General features: G+C 33.8%; 18 protein-coding genes (1 of these 18 cut by a window edge). 13 read left to right on the forward strand and 5 right to left on the reverse strand.

Annotated features, from left to right (window positions below; all coding sequences use genetic code 11):
• Positions 1–7: 7 nt before the first annotated feature.
• The 4 genes from LI_RS06165 (at position 8) to LI_RS06180 (ending at position 4,130) form a co-directional block, all read left to right on the forward strand.
• The gene (locus LI_RS06165; RefSeq protein ID WP_011527210.1) at positions 8–1,375 is read left to right on the forward strand and encodes an MATE family efflux transporter; all 1,368 of its coding nucleotides are present in this window, start codon (positions 8–10) and stop codon (positions 1,373–1,375) included.
• A 77-nt stretch (positions 1,376–1,452) separates the two neighbouring features.
• Complete coding sequence (locus LI_RS06170; protein WP_011527211.1) at positions 1,453–2,352, forward strand: DUF2156 domain-containing protein; 900 nt, start codon at positions 1,453–1,455, stop codon at positions 2,350–2,352.
• Between the two features lie 154 nt (positions 2,353–2,506).
• The gene (locus LI_RS06175) at positions 2,507–3,244 is read left to right on the forward strand and encodes an amino acid ABC transporter ATP-binding protein (protein ID WP_011527212.1); all 738 of its coding nucleotides are present in this window, start codon (positions 2,507–2,509) and stop codon (positions 3,242–3,244) included.
• 34 nt (positions 3,245–3,278) lie between these two features.
• Complete coding sequence (locus tag LI_RS06180; protein WP_015353825.1) at positions 3,279–4,130, forward strand: 50S ribosomal protein L11 methyltransferase; 852 nt, start codon at positions 3,279–3,281, stop codon at positions 4,128–4,130.
• Between the two features lie 34 nt (positions 4,131–4,164).
• Here the strand turns inward: LI_RS06180 and secG are convergent, their stop codons facing one another.
• The 3 genes from secG to rimI all read right to left on the reverse strand — a co-directional run bounded on the left by secG (position 4,165) and on the right by rimI (position 5,847).
• Complete coding sequence (gene secG, locus LI_RS06185; RefSeq protein ID WP_011527214.1) at positions 4,165–4,503, reverse strand: preprotein translocase subunit SecG; 339 nt, start codon at positions 4,501–4,503, stop codon at positions 4,165–4,167.
• A gap of 95 nt (positions 4,504–4,598) precedes the next feature.
• The gene (gene tpiA, locus LI_RS06190) at positions 4,599–5,357 is read right to left on the reverse strand and encodes a triose-phosphate isomerase (RefSeq protein WP_011527215.1); all 759 of its coding nucleotides are present in this window, start codon (positions 5,355–5,357) and stop codon (positions 4,599–4,601) included.
• 19 nt (positions 5,358–5,376) lie between these two features.
• Positions 5,377–5,847, reverse strand: coding sequence for a ribosomal protein S18-alanine N-acetyltransferase (gene rimI, locus LI_RS06195; protein WP_011527216.1), 471 nt, complete (start codon positions 5,845–5,847; stop codon positions 5,377–5,379).
• Between rimI and LI_RS06200 the strand changes: the two genes are divergently transcribed.
• Entirely contained in the window at positions 5,848–6,387 is a 540-nt protein-coding gene (locus LI_RS06200; RefSeq protein WP_011527217.1) for an NUDIX domain-containing protein, read from the forward strand. It abuts the gene before it with no gap.
• Positions 6,388–6,436: 49 nt separating this feature from the next.
• Here the strand turns inward: LI_RS06200 and mreB are convergent, their stop codons facing one another.
• Together mreB and LI_RS06210 are read right to left on the reverse strand one after the other, a co-directional pair.
• Positions 6,437–7,438 (reverse strand): rod shape-determining protein, encoded by a 1,002-nt coding sequence (gene mreB, locus LI_RS06205; protein ID WP_011527218.1) that lies wholly within the window; start codon positions 7,436–7,438, stop codon positions 6,437–6,439.
• A gap of 2 nt (positions 7,439–7,440) precedes the next feature.
• Complete coding sequence (locus LI_RS06210) at positions 7,441–8,475, reverse strand: GAF domain-containing protein (protein ID WP_011527219.1); 1,035 nt, start codon at positions 8,473–8,475, stop codon at positions 7,441–7,443.
• Between the two features lie 318 nt (positions 8,476–8,793).
• On the opposite strand from LI_RS06210, the gene LI_RS06215 reads away from it, so the two are divergent.
• The 8 genes in view from LI_RS06215 to LI_RS06245 are tightly spaced (at most 53 nt apart) and all read left to right on the forward strand, a layout consistent with a single transcriptional unit that may run on beyond the window.
• On the forward strand, positions 8,794–9,867 hold the full coding sequence (locus LI_RS06215; RefSeq protein ID WP_011527220.1) for a protein-glutamate methylesterase/protein-glutamine glutaminase: 1,074 nt from the start codon (positions 8,794–8,796) through the stop codon (positions 9,865–9,867).
• Positions 9,868–9,890: 23 nt separating this feature from the next.
• The gene (locus LI_RS06220; protein WP_011527221.1) at positions 9,891–11,843 is read left to right on the forward strand and encodes a HEAT repeat domain-containing protein; all 1,953 of its coding nucleotides are present in this window, start codon (positions 9,891–9,893) and stop codon (positions 11,841–11,843) included.
• Complete coding sequence (locus LI_RS06225) at positions 11,843–12,718, forward strand: CheR family methyltransferase (protein WP_011527222.1); 876 nt, start codon at positions 11,843–11,845, stop codon at positions 12,716–12,718. Before LI_RS06220 ends, LI_RS06225 begins: the two co-directional genes overlap by 1 nt.
• A 15-nt stretch (positions 12,719–12,733) precedes the next feature.
• Positions 12,734–13,504, forward strand: coding sequence for a ParA family protein (locus LI_RS06230; RefSeq protein ID WP_011527223.1), 771 nt, complete (start codon positions 12,734–12,736; stop codon positions 13,502–13,504).
• Positions 13,498–14,178, forward strand: coding sequence for a chemotaxis protein CheW (locus tag LI_RS06235; RefSeq protein ID WP_113613231.1), 681 nt, complete (start codon positions 13,498–13,500; stop codon positions 14,176–14,178). The genes LI_RS06230 and LI_RS06235 overlap by 7 nt, the downstream gene beginning before the upstream one ends.
• A 10-nt stretch (positions 14,179–14,188) precedes the next feature.
• Positions 14,189–14,557 carry a response regulator gene (locus LI_RS06240; protein ID WP_011527225.1) on the forward strand — a complete coding sequence of 123 codons (369 nt, stop codon included), beginning with the start codon at positions 14,189–14,191 and terminating at the stop codon, positions 14,555–14,557.
• A gap of 53 nt (positions 14,558–14,610) precedes the next feature.
• The gene (locus LI_RS07715; RefSeq protein WP_462491127.1) at positions 14,611–15,225 is read left to right on the forward strand and encodes an Hpt domain-containing protein; all 615 of its coding nucleotides are present in this window, start codon (positions 14,611–14,613) and stop codon (positions 15,223–15,225) included.
• A protein-coding gene (locus tag LI_RS06245; protein ID WP_414738629.1) for a chemotaxis protein CheA crosses the window boundary here: on the forward strand, positions 15,191–16,517 show its 5' portion. 1,109 nt of this gene lie beyond the right edge of the window; the window shows 1,327 of its 2,436 coding nt (coding positions 1–1,327); its start codon is at positions 15,191–15,193; its stop codon lies off the right edge, out of view. Before LI_RS07715 ends, LI_RS06245 begins: the two co-directional genes overlap by 35 nt.

Below are 16,517 nucleotides of genomic sequence, written 5' to 3' on the forward strand. Positions count from 1 at the left end.
GAATGATGTGAAAATAAAAAATAAATACCAACAAATTCAAGAAATATGGCAATTGACATGGCCTCAAGCCTCTATGTTACTATGCCAATTTTTTATTAGTATTACAGATGTTTGGGCAGCTGGTCAGTTAGGTTCAGAAGTGCAAGCTTCAATAGGTATTATTGCTCAAGCTCAAATGTTATTATTATCTCTTGTCATGGCAGCATCTAGTGGTGCTGTGGCATCTATAAGTCAGTCTCTTGGGGCTAAAAAATACATCAGAGCACAGCGTTATATAGGACTTGTTGTTTTTAGTTGTCTTATTCTTGGAGTTTGTCTCACAATTCTTGGAGTTATATTTCAAGTACCATTCTTAGAATTTGTGCAAACCCCTGAATCTATTTTCTCTATGGCACTTATATTTTTTGAGTTTTATCTGTTAGCATTGCCTGGCCAGTATATGTTAACTATTGGTTCTGCTGTTTTTCGTGCTGTAAAATCTGTATATATTCCTTTATATGTTGCTATCATTATAGGTATACTCAATTTTATTGGAGATATGGCTTTTGGTCTTGGATGGTGGGGGTGGCCTTCATATGGTGCTATAGGCATTGCATGGACTACATTTATTTCTGTTTCTTTTGGGGGTGTGGTTATCCTCTTTCTTTTATTCTATAATCATTGGCTCACTCGATACAGTTTTCCCCCTTGGTGTTGGATTAAGAAGGGGTCCATGTATTTACTACAAGTTGCTGGACCCTCTCTTGCTACTGCAGCTATTTGGCAAACAGGGTACCTTGTTCTATTTATCATTGCAGGAACTCTGCCTTCTGAAGGTGTTGCTACATTAGCAGGACTTACAGCTGGTATACGTATAGAAGCTATTTTGTTTTTACCTGGAATAGCTTTTAGTATGACATCTGCTATTCTTGTAGGATATGCTTTAGGACTTGGGAATAAGCAAGAAGCAAAGCATGTACTCCTTATGGTTGTTTTTGTAGCTTGTTTATCTATGTCTTTTTTAGGAGCCATGTTATGGCCTTGGAGAGATACACTTGCAGCTTTTTTATCTTCTGATCCATTAGTACGTCAGGAAATAGTTAGTTACCTTAGTTATAATATACTATGTGTGCCGTTTACAATAGCAAGTATAGTTCTTGCAGGAGGGCTTAATGGTGCAGGTGCATCAATATACCCTATGATTATTTTTGGTTGTTCTATATGGGGTATACGGTTACCTTTAGCATGGTTTTTAAGTCATTTTTTGTGGGAAACGTCTTCAGGCGTTTACATGGCCCTTCTTGTTTCACAAGTTGTACAGTCAATGTTACTTTTATGGATTGTACTACGTTATAATTGGGCACGTTTTTCAATGTATAATAGTATGTCAAAATAGTTTTTAGAGGGCACTAGGGAGTATAGTAATGATATGACTATGCTATAGACACTGTCAACTCAGCTTAGGAGGATATCATGAGTGAAGCAGCGTTTTCTCCAGTACATCCTTCAAAATTTGATAATTATACCTTATTATGGGAGATGACTCCCCAACACTCTTCTGACTACACACTAACAAATATCTGGGGTTGGAAAGATTTTTATGGATTGGAGTGGATGTTTGAGTCTGGTTTATGCTGGATTCGTCAGACACGTCATGTTGATGGAGCAGATTATATTTTTTGGGCTCCTATAGGAGATTGGAATTCTATTGACTGGGTTAATCTTCCCCTTTTTAAAAGAGGATTACATATGCAACGTGTGCCTGAAATGTTATGTTCTTTATTGCAAGAAATATTACCCAGAAAGATAAATATAGAAGAAACACCAGGGCAGTGGGAATATATTTATTCAACAAAAGATCTTACTACTCTTTCAGGGAGAAGATTTGATAGTAAAAGAAATCACTTAAATAGTTTTTTTAGAGAATACAAAGAGGACTATAGGCCAATAGGAGATTCTAACATATTAGAACTTATTGAGTTTCAAAAAGAATGGTATAAATGGAGAGAATGTAAGAAATCTCCTTCATTAGCTGCTGAAGGGGAGGTACTTTGTGATATTTTTAAAAATTGGGGATTATTTCCAAGTTTAAGAGGTGGAGCACTCTATAGTAACAATAAGGTAATTGCATTTTCTATAGGTGAAACTTTGGATGAAAATACTGTTGTTGTCCACTTTGAAAAAGCTAAGCCTGGAATTCGAGGTGCTTATCAGGCTATTAATAACTGTTTTGTACGTTATGAATGTAACGATTTTGATTTTATTAATCGTGAGCAAGACTTAGGAGAAGAGGGGTTAAAAAAAGCAAAACAAAGTTACTATCCAATAGGATTTTTAAAGAAAAATTATGTAACAGTTTTTCCTGAGTCTTAATTTACCTTAAAGTATAAATTTTTTTAAGGAAAATTATTATGTTCCTTTTTATGAATAAACGTTTGATCAGATATTCAAGGTCGATTATAATAACAAATAGAATGTTTCACTAGACAATATTACTATTAAGTTAAGTAAGGATAATAGCATACATATGGCGATGATAGAAATAAAAGATATTCACAAATGGTATGGTGAATTTCAAGTTCTTAAGGGTATTTCAGAACGTATAGAAAAAGGTGAAGTATTAGTTATTTGTGGTCCATCAGGTTCTGGAAAGAGTTCACTTATTCGTTGTATTAATAGGTTAGAGTCTATTCAGGAAGGTGATATCCTTTTTGAAGGAAAAAGTATTTTTGATCCTGATGTAGATATAAATGAACTAAGAACAGAAGTAGGTATGGTTTTTCAGCAATTTAATTTATATCCACATCTTTCTGTTGTGGATAATGTGACATTAGCGCCTATAAAAGTTCGAGGGGTGAGTAAGGCAGATGCACATGTTTTAGCAATGGAGTTGCTTGCACGTGTTGGTATTGATTCTCAAGCATTGAAATTTCCTGGAGAACTTTCAGGAGGACAACAGCAGCGTGTGGCTATTGCTAGAGCTCTAGCTATGCAACCAAAAGTAATGCTTTTTGATGAACCTACTTCAGCTTTAGATCCGGAAATGATTAATGAAGTATTGTCATGTATGAAAGATCTTGCACGTGAAGGTATGACTATGGTTTGTGTTACCCATGAAATGGGTTTTGCTCGAGAAGTTTCTGATAAAGTTATTTTTATGGATCATGGTGTAATTCTTGAAGAAGGTCCACCAGAAGAGTTTTTTGGTAATCCACAGCATGAGCGTACAAAGAGCTTCTTAAAAGAGATTTTATCACATCATTAACAATTAATATAACTTATTGAGTAATAATATTTTTATGTCTAAACTATTATGTATTGAAATTATTGCTGATGATACACAGTTAGATGTAATTATTAGTATTTTATTTCAATATATTCCATATGGATGGGAAGAAGAGAGTCTTTCAACAGGTGAAACAATATTACGAATTCATTGTGATAATTCTGAAGTAAAGCATACAGTGTGTAATAAACTTCAAAGTGTTTTCCCTAATATTAAAATCCATGTTAAAGAGGTACCAATTCAAGATTGGTCTATAGCATGGAGAGATTTTTTCACTCCAGTAATAGCTGATCAATTTCTTATTCTTCCTCCATGGCTTTTAGATACAACACCAAAAAGTGATCAACAGATAATTGTTATAGAGCCTAAATGTGCATTTGGTACAGGACATCATGCAACAACAGTATTATGCCTTGAATCTATTAGTCATTGTGCTAAAAAAGGCTATCTTCAGCCAGGAATGCGGTTTTTTGATCTTGGAACAGGAACAGGTATTTTAGGTATTGCTTGTTCTTTACTAGGGTTAACAGGTATAGGTGCGGATATTGATCCTATAGCTATTTCTAATGCATCAGAAAACATAGCATTAAATAAGGTAGAATCTCAAATGGTCATTACAGAAGCAGGAGTAGAAGCAGGTTTAGGAGAATCTTTTAATCTTATTGTTGCTAATATTCTTGCAGAACCTTTAAAGTGTCTTGCATTAGATCTTATAGAGCTTCTTGCTCCTTCTGGGAATCTAATTCTTTCTGGACTACTTGATTACCAGGCTGATGATGTAGAAGCTGCATACTCAAAATTAGGAAAAGCACAAAGAGTTATTTCAGGTGAATGGGTAGCACTTATATGGAATAGACAAGGTTAGAACATCTCAATCTATCTCCCTATAAGTTAACCAACTACTCTTTTTGGTGATTATCAACTGAAGACTCTTGGTTTGATTGTGGGTGAGCTTGTGTTGTGTTGGATGAATTTTCAATTTGTACATCAAGAATTGTTGATTGATTAGCTGAATTAGTATTAGTGATAATATTGTAGCTTAGGGATGTAATAATAAATATAATAGCAAGAAATGCTGTTAGTTTTGTAAGAAGTCCTCCAGCTCCTGAACTTCCAAAAACAGACGTATTACCGCCACCAAAAATGACTCCCATGCCTTCTTTTCCAGATTGAAGTAAAACAATAATCACAAGAAGAATACAAACTATTAGATGTAGGGAAAGAATGAGAGTATTCACAATAAAAGCTCCTTAAGCAAAAATAGAAGTTCTTTTTATAGAACTATTGATAGATGGTTAGTTTTAAATAATTAACTATGTATTTTAAGTGGATACTATTCAGAAAATCCAGCATGTATAATTTTCATAAAAGATTCTGCTTGTAAAGAAGCACCCCCTACCAGAAGACCATTTACATTGTCAAGTTCTAGAATAGAAGAAGCATTTTCGGAGTTGACACTTCCACCATATAGAATTCTGATGTTTTGGCTTGTATTACCTATCATATTATGTAAAATTTTTCTTATTAGAGTATGGGCAGTTATAATATCTTGTTGAGAAGCAACTTTTCCTGTACCAATTGCCCAAACTGGTTCATATGCAATGACAAGTTGTGAAATAGCTTTTGAAGGAATATCTGTAAGGCTTGTTCTCAATTGTTGCTCTAACACACTGTTAACAAGTCCAGCTTCTCGTTCTTGTGCAGTTTCTCCAATACATAGAATGATAGAAAATCCATATGATAAAGCAAGTTTTGTTTTTTGTTCAATAAGTGTAGGTAGTTCACCTATAATATGACGACGTTCAGAATGACCAATAAGAACCCATGAGCAGCCTACATCTTTAAGCATTTCTAAAGAAATTTCTCCTGTAAAAGCACCTGAAGGGGCAGGATAGAAATTTTGTGCTCCAATGACAATAGTAGAATTTTTTAATTTTTCTTTTATTGTATCAATAGCAAGAAAGGGAGGGAAAAGAACAATATCTCTTTGGGGAGGAATCCCTTCTGGCATAGACATAAGTTTTTCAATCATATCCTTTGCTTCTAGCCGGTTTTTATTCATTTTCCAGTTTGCTGCTATAAGTATTTTCATGAAAACTCCATAAAAAATATTACAAAATATCTGATGTAACTTTTTTTGAATATATAAGGGCATCTTCATTTGTATCAGAATAATATTTCTGCCGTATTCCTGTTTGAATAAAACCAAAACTCTTATAAAAAGCAATAGCGGAATCGTTTGTTGCCCTTACTTCTAATATTATTTTGAGGATACCTTTTTTAGCAGCTAGTCGCAATGCTGTATTAAGCAAAAGTTTTCCATATCCTTTTCGTTGCATTTGCTTTGCTACTACAATATTAATGACTTCTAAGTAATCCTGGTTATAGTAAATAAAAATATAGCCTATAAGTTTTTTACAGTATGTTTGTACACCAAAAGTTTTATATCCTTTTTGTTTGAGAACATTTACAAATTGAGGTATATTCCATGTATGTGAAGTATATTGTTTTTCTAGAGCAAGAATTTCAGGTAAATCAGAATAGGTAAGAGGTATACATTTCTGTGTGTAGATTGGGTCCATATGAATAATATTTTTTATCCAATAGATGCTTTTAATAACGATAAAGCACCAGTTGTAGAATTTATAGACGCTGACTGCAAGACTTTGATTATTGCACCTATAACACATGCACCAAGGCTTAAGTTGGGATATAAAGTTGTTTGGGTACAGCTTTTTGACTCTAACCGTCGTATATATTTAAGTCGTAGAGCATCACATCTTGTAACTTATCCTAACTTGTGGGATTTCTCAGCTAGTGGGTATATCCTAGCAGGAGAGTCATGCGAGGATGCTGCTCTTAGAGAACTTCTCTTATGTTTTGGAATAGATAAAGCTTCATTATCTAATCCTAGATCCTATTTTTTCCCTTTGCAAGAGAATTTTATTCTTTCCACACTATATACAGTTTCTGTTATGACTACTTCTATTCATTTTTGTTATGACTATATACAAGATGGGATGTTCTTGGATGAAGATGAGTTAACAGGATTTAGCTCAGAATTATCAGAATTTTTGACACCATCATTATTATGGGCAATTCATAATAAAATAATTTTTTGAGAAAATAGTACTAATATATAATAGATAGTTAATATTTTGTTAGGTTATTTTATTCTAAGAGTAGTTGTTTATATCTAGCGATATCATCAAGTGTTGCTCCTGCTCCATTTATTACAGTTGTTAAGGGAGTTCTGTCCACATTAACAGGCAGTCCTGTAAGGTTTGTTATACAAGTGTTAAGACCTTGAATAAGAGAACCTCCTCCTGTAAGTAATATTCCTTGTTGCATAATATCTGCGGAAAGCTCAGGTGGTGTTTGTTCTAAAACATCAAGAATTGATTTAAGTATAATATCAATAACAGGAGTAATAGCTTTTTGGACATGTGTATGATCAAGTTTTAAGTTTGTTGGTCCACTATTTGTGATATGTTTTCCAGAAATTTCCATAGTGAGAGGCTCTGGTGGTGTTTCTAGTGAACCTAAAGTCATTTTGATTTTTTCTGCCATGATTTCTCCAACAAATATTTGCATATGCTCTTGAAGATAACGCTGGACAGCTTTATTTAATGCATCACCTGCAACTCTTACAGATTGAGCACAAGCTTTTTCACCCATACTAATAACAGCAATATCTGTTGTTCCTCCACCAATATCAACAATCATACTACCAATTGGTTCAAGGACTGGTAGACTAGCACCAATAGCAGCTGCTATTGGTTCTTCAATAAGTCGAACTTCATGAGCTCCAGCTCGTTTAGCTGTATCAATAACTGCTCTTCTTTCTACTCCTGTTATATTAATAGGAACACAAATAATCATATGTGGTTTTCTAACTAACCATTTTCCTATAATTTTTTGTAGTAGATTAGCTATAAGTGTTTGAGCCATATCAAAATCAGCAATACAACCATCTTTAAGAGGCCGAATGACTTCTATATTGTGTGGAACTTTACCAATATATGCATGAGCTTCTTTTCCAACAGCAAGGACTTTTCCAGAAAGAGTATCGATAGCAACTGTTGATGGTTCATTAAGGACAATCCCTTGTGACTGAATAAACACAAGAGTATTTGCTGTACCTAAATCCATAGCAATGTACTTACGTTTCATAATTATTCTTCTTTAATATGCGTTATGGGTGCTGTATCAGGATCATAGAAAATAGCGCCACTTCTATGGATTGTTGCATCTGGAAGAAGGCGATTAAGACGATATTTCAATGCAACTATATTAAGGTATTGAGCAAGAGATATTGTAGCCATTGTTGTAAAAATTCTCATATCCTGAGGAAGAGGTCTGGCTGTACAGCTTGCTAAACATAAAACACCACATGTAATTTTATTTATACTAACAGGCAGACATATGATAGACTGAAATTCAGGTATATAAGATACCTTTCCAAAAAGAGGAGTAGATGAACCATCAGTTCCCTCAGCATATATAGGCACTTCGTTACGGAATACCCATCCTAGAAGACCTCCATTAACTAATGAAAATTCAGGTAAAGGTTTTTTGTGTGGAAGTACTAGTGGTGAACTTTCTCCTTCAACAAAGTATGTTGAAGATCCCTCTACGCTAGAAACAAAAACAGAATAGTCAGAGTCTGTAGTCTCTGTTACTATAGCAAGAAATAGCGAAAGAAATTCTTTCCAATTTGTTTGTTCATGAAGTTTAAATAGTTGCTCTAAACCGTCATAGTAACGCCTTAGTCTCTGATTATTATTAGCATTACCCATAGTATTTATTTGTCTGACTACAAGTTTTGCAAATCGATGTAAAAGTTGCTGATCTACTTCAGTAAAAACGTGGTTTGTTATACTATCAATACAAAGCGCTCCTCCTCCAGGAAGGTGGCAGCCCATAAAAGAAGTGATAAGTTTTTCATCGTTATTTGAGTAATATCCTAGATACCCTTGTCGTTGATCAAAATTATTAAGGATTAACGGTTGCTGATGGCGTAACACCCATCCTACAAGACCTTTCCCAGGAGGTATAATAAATTCTTCTGTATAGGGTTCACACTCTGTTGAAGCTGAGACAAGAGTAAAGTTGCCATCCTCAGTGGGTAAAAAAAGGGCAACGTTATGTACCTGAAAGACACTACGTATTAAGTCAAGAATATTATCACCATTATGATTATCAGTCATTAGGCTCTCTTTATAGGATTCTCTAAAATACTAGATTATTAATAACTATAAATAGTTGTTACTTTTTATATGAAAGTACTAAATAACTTATCAAAGGCAAGGGCATTCATGCAACTATCTTTTCTTGGATAAATTAGTGAATAATTTATTATTTAATAATTTTATTTTATATCTATTAATGAGTTGTCAAAAGTAATACAGTTGCTTAACATATACTCTGTAGTATCTATATTTGTTTATAGATATTTATAGTAATGTAATATATTATAAACATTTTAAATATATTAAACTTATATATTTTATATATGGAGTATTCAGTTGACACGTGTTATTGTAGTTGATGACTCTGCATTTTTTAGAAGCTCTATTACTAAAATGCTAACTCAAGATTCAGAAATTGAAGTTATTGGAGTTGCAAAAGATGGTATAGAAGGTCTTGAGAAGATAAAAAACCTTAAACCTGATGTTGTTACTATGGATATTGAAATGCCAAAACTTGATGGTATTTCAACTTTAAAAATTATTATGGATGAAATGCCATTACCTGTAATTATGGTCAGTTCCTTAACAAAAGAAGGAGCTGAAGCAACATTAAAAGCTCTTGAGTTTGGAGCTGTTGATTTTATCCCAAAGTATCCAGGTAATAGCTTGGCAAGTATGGACTTAGCAGCACTATCATCAGATCTGTGTACAAAGGTCAAAGCTGTTGCAGCACGAGCAAAACGCTTTCCATTAAAGCGGATAAGGAAAGATAAAGTACCTATTATCTCTCCTGTAAAAAAAGATTTTTTTACATCACCTAATCATTCAGAAAGGTCTAGGAGAGATATTATTGCCATTGGTGTTTCAACAGGAGGACCTCCAGCTGTACAAAAGGTTCTTTCAGAGCTTCCAGAAACATTTCCAGCTTGTATTCTTATTGCTCAACATATGCCAGCAGCTTTTACAAAACCTTTTGCAGAACGACTTAACAGTATGTGTAAAATTTCTGTAAAAGAAGCCGAGCATGGTAATCCTATAAAAAATGGCATAGCTTATGTATGTCCGGGTGGAAGACATTTACGCTTAGACTTGAAAGGTGCTTTACCTCAGATTTCTGTGGTTTCTGAACCATCAACAGCTCTTTATAAGCCATCTGCTAATGTTCTTATGGAGTCAGTTGGTAAAAGCATGGGTGGAAGATCTGTTGGAGTTATTATGACAGGTATGGGAAGTGATGGGGTTGAAGGGATGAGAGTACTTAAATCTAAAGGAGGATTTGTTATTGCTCAGAGTGAAGCTTCATGTGTTGTTTATGGTATGCCAAAAGCAATAGTAGATGGTGGTCTTGCGGATGAAGTTGTTGATCTTGATAACATTGCGGAAAGGGTAGCTTCGGCTCTTTATAAATAATATATCTGTTGAGAGTCATTATCATGATAAATCATAATGTGGAACAGATAACACAAGAAATTTTGACACGACTTGAGAGTGATAAGTCAGATGAAATTCGTTCTGCAGCTTTTGAAGCAGCTGAACTAAAGGCTTCTGACAGTATTCCTTTGTTAATAAAACATCTCCAGAGTCCAAATTTTGGAGTACAGGAAGCTGCAGAATATGCAATAAGAAAGATTAGGGGAGTAGAGACAGTACAATCTTTAATACCACTATTACGGTTAGAAGATGTTGCAATTCGTAATAGCGCTATAGATATTTTACAAGAAATTGGCGCTGATGATCTCAATACTTTATATAAATTACTTCATGATCAAGATGTTGATATACGTATATTTGTAGCTGATATTTTAGGATCTGTAGGATCGTTTTCAGCTGTAAGTATGCTTATAGAAGTGCTCGAGAATGATACAGATGTAAATGTACGTTATCAAGCATGTATAAGCCTTGGTAAGTTAGGATATAGTGAAGCTAAGGGTGCATTAAGTAATGCTCTTGAAAAAGACGAAGATTGGGTTCAATTTGCTGCAGTTGAAGCACTTACAAAACTAAAGGCTAACGCTTGTGTCGACATTTTGTTAGCTGCACTCCCCAAAAGTTCTGACTTTGTTGCTAGTACAATAATTAATGCATTAGGTATAATTGGGAATATGTTATCAGTGCCTGTTCTACTTCAACAACTTGATAAGAGTACAGGGCCGCTTCGAAATGCTACTGTTAAGGCTATAATACAAATTATTGGTGCTCCGTCTCTTGGTCTTTTAGGAGAGAAAGATTTAGATAAGCTATATACATACCTTCTTGTTGCCCTTGAAGATGAAGATGAAGAGATTGTTCTTGTTGCGTTCACAGGTCTTTCTTTCTTTCAAGGTAAGGAAGCAACAACACGTAAGGTTTTTGAGCGTATTCAAAAAATGGACTCTCTTCATGATGCTGATCTTTTATCAGCAGCCATTAAATGTCTCATAGATGTTGGTTATAATAGTGCTTTGAAAGAAGGAATTTTTTCTAAAAATGAAGAAGTTGTTAAAGTTGCTATTGAAGTATGTGGTAGTATAGGTGACCAAGATTGTGTAGGACTTTTTATTGAATCTTTTTGGATTTTACCATTAGAACTACAGAGGTTTGTTATAAATTATCTTGTTAATATTGCAGATACATCTAATCTTAGTTTTTTTACTGAAGTATTATCACGACATACAGATATTTCTATTATTAAAGCTGCACTTCTCTTCTTGGGAAAACAATTATCGCCTGCTTTATCTTCTGATATACTAAGCTATCTTTATCATCCAGATGTTGAGGTTAGAAAAACAGCACTTGAGGCCTGTCTGGCTTTGAATGATGAACAGATAAATAAACAAGTTATTGAGTTATTTTTTAATGAAGATCCTTCACTTAGAATGTTAGCAATATATGCAATGGGTAAAATAAGTCCAGAAACATATGTAAACTCTTTATTATTAGCTTTAAAGGATAGTTCAGGCGAAGTAAGAAGAGCTGCTATTGAATCATTAGGAGAGCTTTCTAAAATAACTCCTGAACTCTTTGAATCTATCTCCTCTATTGTATATGATGAATGCAAGGAAGTACGATTAGCTTTAATTAATTTGGCAAAAAAGATAGGAACACAACAATCATTATCTTTTATTATCAATATGTTGGAAGATAGTGATAGTTGGGTGGTGATCAGGGCAATAGAGGCATTAATTGATTATAAAACAGAAGAAGTAGCAGTATTAGCTATCATTAATAGATTAGAAAATGCTGATGTTCTTGTGACAATGAAGATTATTGAAGCACTTGGGATTATAGGTGGAAAGCTTGCTTTCCAAGCTTTGTTAAACCTTATTAATCATGAGAACCCTGATATCCAACAAGCAGTTTCTGATGCATTAAGTTATATTCAGGAAGAGCAAGGAGAAGATTTTTAATGGCACTTCCAATTGAAACAACATCACTTCGTTCTAGCCCTGGAATTACAGACAGCGAGTTCAAACAATTACGTGATTTTATACATCAGAAAAGCGGTATTTTTATTGCCGATAACAGGAAATATCTTATAGAAAATAGACTTGTAGGACGTATTAGAGCTTTAAATCTTAAAAGTTATGGAGAGTATTATAGTTATTTAAAATTTGATCCTAATAGGCAAACAGAGCTTACATATCTATTTAATGCAGTTACAACAAATGAAACAAGTTTTTTTCGCAACCCTCCTCAACTTGAAGTATTTCAGAAGGTGGTTTTGACAAGGGTTATAGAAGAAGCAAAAAAGAGTGGACGTAAAAAGTTGCGTATTTGGTCGGCAGGATGTTCTTCAGGTGAAGAACCCTATACCATTGCTATTATTATCCATGAACTATTATGTACTGAAATTAGTCATTGGGATATTAAAATTACAGCTAATGATTTATCTGAGTCAGTATTATCTATAGCAAAAGAAGGGTTATATTCAGAGTATAGTTTAAGAACAACACCAAAGCATATTATAGATAAATATTTCACTAGGGAAGGACAAGGATATCGTATAAAGTCTAATATTAAATCACTTGTTTCTTTTGGAACTATTAATTTAAAAGATAAGGTTCAAGTAAGCCGAGTTGAGCGTTCACAAATAGTCTTTTGCAGAAATGTTATCATTTATTTTGATGATGAAATGAAAAAGCAGGTTATATCTGCTTTTTATGATAATCTTCTGCCAGGAGGGGAGCTTATTATTGGACATTCAGAATCACTACATAGTATTACAAAAGCATTTAAGCTAGAACATCATACAGGAACAATCATTTATCGTAAACAAGATTAGATGGTAAGTATAATTATGAAAATAATTGCTATTGCTAATCAGAAAGGAGGAGTAGGAAAAACAACAACAGCACTCTCGCTTGTTGCAGCTCTTACAAGAAAAAAGAAAAAAGTACTTTTTATTGATCTTGATCCTCATGTTTGTGCATCTGTACATTTACGATATTATCCAAAAGGGCAAGTCAATACCTTATATCAAATACTTATTGCAAATAGGGAAGAGCTTCCTCTTATATGGTCAAAGGTTATTTTAAAGAGAGACAGTCAAGCATGGGATGTTGTTTCTGGAGATACTAGACTATCTGAAATGGAGAGTATATTGCACCCTTTTAAAAGAAAAGGTTTTATTTTGAAATATGCGTTATCATTATTATCAGATAAATATGATTTTATTATTATAGACTGTCCTCCACAGTCAGGAGTGTTACTTATAAATGCATTAGTAGCTGCAGACTTATTACTTATTCCTATTCAGACTGATTTTTTAGCGTTACATGGATTAAAATTACTTTGTGATACTGTGAAAATAATAAATAGGAGACTACAACAGCCAATACCGTATCGTGCAGTTGCAACAATGTATGATAAGCGTACGAAAGCTTGTAGACATATATTAGAAGTATTACAATTAAAGATGAAAAATATTATGTTTTCTACTGTAGTTCCTATAGATACAAAGTTAAAAGAAGCAAGTACAGCAGGAAAGGTTATTTTTGAATATGATGCTTTTTCTAGAGGAGCTTTGGCTTATGAGTCATTGGCAGAAGAAGTAGTATCATTATGGTAAAATCTCCAATGGAATATTTTGAAGAGCAACTTCTTGATTTTAGTGATGTTGATACTAATGGAGTGGCTGAAGCAGAACAATATATAGTACAGAATTATCTGGGGCAAGATGAATTTTTAGATTCAGAGTATACCACAATATCAGAAAGGGGTAGTGGAGAAGAAAGAAGCATTATACAAGAGGCGTTAGTAACTAATGATTATGTGGTTACAGATAAGTATATCCAAAGCATACCAGAAATTCAGCTAGTAGGTTTTCAGCTTGGTAGTCAGTTATATTCTATACCTACAGTTGTAGTACAGGAGGTTGTTAGAAAAGTCCCGATCTTTAAACTTCCTGCTTCTTCAAAGGTTGTTTCTGGGGTTATTAAGTTACGTGGATATATTACACCTATTGTACAGGTATCTAGTTTACTTAATATAACTAAAAATTTTTTAGGTGAAGGTTCTATGTTTACACTTATTTGTAATTACAAAGCCTTTCAGTTTGGTATTCCAATAGATAATATTCATCATATGTATCGAGTTATTCATGAAGATATTCAGTGGAGTGTAGACTCATTATTAGGTGTGGCAGGAGAATACATTATTGGTTTATTTAAGTTATATGAGAAGCTTATACCTATATTATCTATTGAGCGTATTATTACAGATGTATTCCAAAGGAAGGTGTAGGAGGGGGGAAATGAGTAAACATATCCTTGTAGTGGATGACTCTAAGACTGTACGTAATCTTATGTCATTTGTTTTCAAAAGCAAAGGGTATCAGGTTACAACAGCTGAAGATGGTTTAGATGGACTTGAAAAACTTTATTCTGTCGATAAAGTAGATCTTATAGTTTCTGATATAAATATGCCTCGGATGGATGGATTTACTTTTATAAAAAGTGTCCGTGAGCAAGATTTATATAGAAATATACCAATTATTATTCTTTCGACAGAGAAAGAAGATGAGGATATAAAAAAAGGTATGAAGTTTGGTGCTAACTTATATATGGTAAAACCAGCTCAGCCTGATACACTTGTCCGTAATATAAAAATGTTATTAGGTTAAAGGGTAATCTTTGTTTTAGTCTTGTGCACATTTTATACAAAAGGTATGTTGTTATGAGCCAAGATTTTATGGATCCCGAACTATTTGCTGACTTCATAATTGAAGCAAAAGAGCATCTTGAAACAATAGAGCCTAATTTGCTTGAATTAGAAAAGTCTCCAAATAACTTAGCATTACTTAATGAAATTTTTCGTCCAATGCATTCCCTTAAGGGAGCTTCAGGTTTTCTTGGTTTAAATAAAATCAATCATCTTGCACATAAAGCTGAAAACATCCTTGATGAGCTTAGAAAAGGTGAAATGGTTATTACATCAGAAATTATGGATGTAATCCTTTCAGCCACTGATGCCTTAAGCCAAATGATCTATAATTTAGAAAAGACTTCGTCTGAAGGGGATGTAGAAACAGAATCAATTATGAATCTTATTGATGCCATAATGAGTGGAGAACTAAATGTTACAGCGACAATAGTTCAACCAACTCAAGATACAGAGAGTAATACTAGTGAAAGTAAGACCCAATTAACTACAGTGCTAGAGGCTGTTGATCAGCCAGCTACTCCAGTTCCTTTGGAGATGATAGATGTTAGTCCTGTTAATCAAGTTGAAACAAAAGTTGAAGCTATTCCTTCACATGAAAAAAAAAATAGAGAACTTATCTTCCCATGAATGGATTAACAGTTTAGAACTTAAAGAGTCATATGCCCTCATAGCTTTTGGGGAAGGACATCTCAAAGACTTTATTGATGAAGCTGTAGAAATTACAGAAAATTTAACTACAGGACTTTTAGATATTGAAAAAGACTTAGGTAGTGATCCAGAAATAATCAACGATTTATTCCGTTATTTTCATAATTTGAAGGGTAATAGTGGTATTATTGGTTTTCATGAATTGAATAGCCTCACTCATGAAGCAGAAACATTGTTGAATCGAGTTAGACATGGAGAAATGGTAGCTACTCATGAGTTAATCGATTTGTTACTTTTGGTTGTAGATGTAATAGATAGTTTAGTAGAGCGTATAGAGAGTTCTACAGGTATTGTACAGCCATTTGATATCTCAGAGATCCTTGTTTGTTTGCAATCTGCTGTTGCAGGCAAAGATATAACATTGCCTAAAGCCCTTATTGGTTCATTAAATACAGTGGATTCATTAGAGCAAAATAGTATTGAGCATGGAGTGGAGACTATTGAAAATCAAGTTTCCCAGACAAGCACTGAGTCTTCATCAGCTTTTAATTCTTCAGATAAAGAAAATGAAATAGCTTTTGCAGTAACGGTTAAACAGCAGCAATCAACTATACATGCTGCACTTGAAGCACTTGCTCAAGATAGCAGTCAGAGAGAGTACATTGATGCTTTATATCGTTCTTTAATATCTATTCAAAATGCTGCAGGAGTTATGGGTTATGACGAATTAAAAGTATATGCTGAAAGGACAGCAGGGCTTGTTGCTCAAGGAAGAGATTCTGGTATTGATTTTTCTCTGATGCTAGACATCTTAACTCAAGAAGTAGCTATTGTTGACGACATGATTGCAGTTATTTTAGCTGGGGACGGTATTACCCAATTATCTTCTTCACCAATTGAGCAAAAAGAAGTTTTATCAAGTCAGGATGGTAATACTACTGATACTGTTTCCAGTACTCCTGTTGTTTCAGCAGAACACCTTACGTCTTTAAAAAGCTCTAGTCTATCAACACAAGAAAGTCCTGGTCAAATAGAGTCACATGTTCCATCTAAACCTGGCCCTGTATTAAAGACTATAAGTAATGTACCAAAAAATATAAAACCTCCTTCAGTAAAATCTTCACAAGCAAAGCCTGCTAACGCAAATGATGCTACATCAGAACAAAAATCTTCATCAACTATTCGTGTAGATCATGAAAAGTTAGATCATTTAATGAATTTAATTGGTGAACTTATTATTAATAGAAATCGTTATACAATGTTAGCAAGGC

Source organism: Lawsonia intracellularis PHE/MN1-00 (genome assembly GCF_000055945.1).
GTDB lineage: Bacteria > Desulfobacterota > Desulfovibrionia > Desulfovibrionales > Desulfovibrionaceae > Bilophila > Bilophila intracellularis.

Bases quoted from the DNA above. Each gene is read 5' to 3' on its own strand.
- LI_RS06170 (WP_011527211.1), top strand. From the start codon at position 1,453: ATGAGTGAAGCAGCGTTTTCTCCAGTACATCCTTCAAAATTTGATAAT.
- LI_RS06175 (WP_011527212.1), top strand. From the start codon at position 2,507: ATGGCGATGATAGAAATAAAAGATATTCACAAATGGTATGGTGAATTT.
- LI_RS06180 (WP_015353825.1), top strand. From the start codon at position 3,279: ATGTCTAAACTATTATGTATTGAAATTATTGCTGATGATACACAGTTA.
- tpiA (WP_011527215.1), bottom strand. From the start codon at position 5,357: ATGAAAATACTTATAGCAGCAAACTGGAAAATGAATAAAAACCGGCTA.
- rimI (WP_011527216.1), bottom strand. From the start codon at position 5,847: ATGGACCCAATCTACACACAGAAATGTATACCTCTTACCTATTCTGAT.
- LI_RS06200 (WP_011527217.1), top strand. From the start codon at position 5,848: ATGAATAATATTTTTTATCCAATAGATGCTTTTAATAACGATAAAGCA.
- mreB (WP_011527218.1), bottom strand. From the start codon at position 7,438: ATGAAACGTAAGTACATTGCTATGGATTTAGGTACAGCAAATACTCTT.
- LI_RS06210 (WP_011527219.1), bottom strand. From the start codon at position 8,475: ATGACTGATAATCATAATGGTGATAATATTCTTGACTTAATACGTAGT.
- LI_RS06220 (WP_011527221.1), top strand. From the start codon at position 9,891: ATGATAAATCATAATGTGGAACAGATAACACAAGAAATTTTGACACGA.
- LI_RS06225 (WP_011527222.1), top strand. From the start codon at position 11,843: ATGGCACTTCCAATTGAAACAACATCACTTCGTTCTAGCCCTGGAATT.
- LI_RS06230 (WP_011527223.1), top strand. From the start codon at position 12,734: ATGAAAATAATTGCTATTGCTAATCAGAAAGGAGGAGTAGGAAAAACA.
- LI_RS06235 (WP_113613231.1), top strand. From the start codon at position 13,498: ATGGTAAAATCTCCAATGGAATATTTTGAAGAGCAACTTCTTGATTTT.
- LI_RS06240 (WP_011527225.1), top strand. From the start codon at position 14,189: ATGAGTAAACATATCCTTGTAGTGGATGACTCTAAGACTGTACGTAAT.
- LI_RS07715 (WP_462491127.1), top strand. From the start codon at position 14,611: ATGAGCCAAGATTTTATGGATCCCGAACTATTTGCTGACTTCATAATT.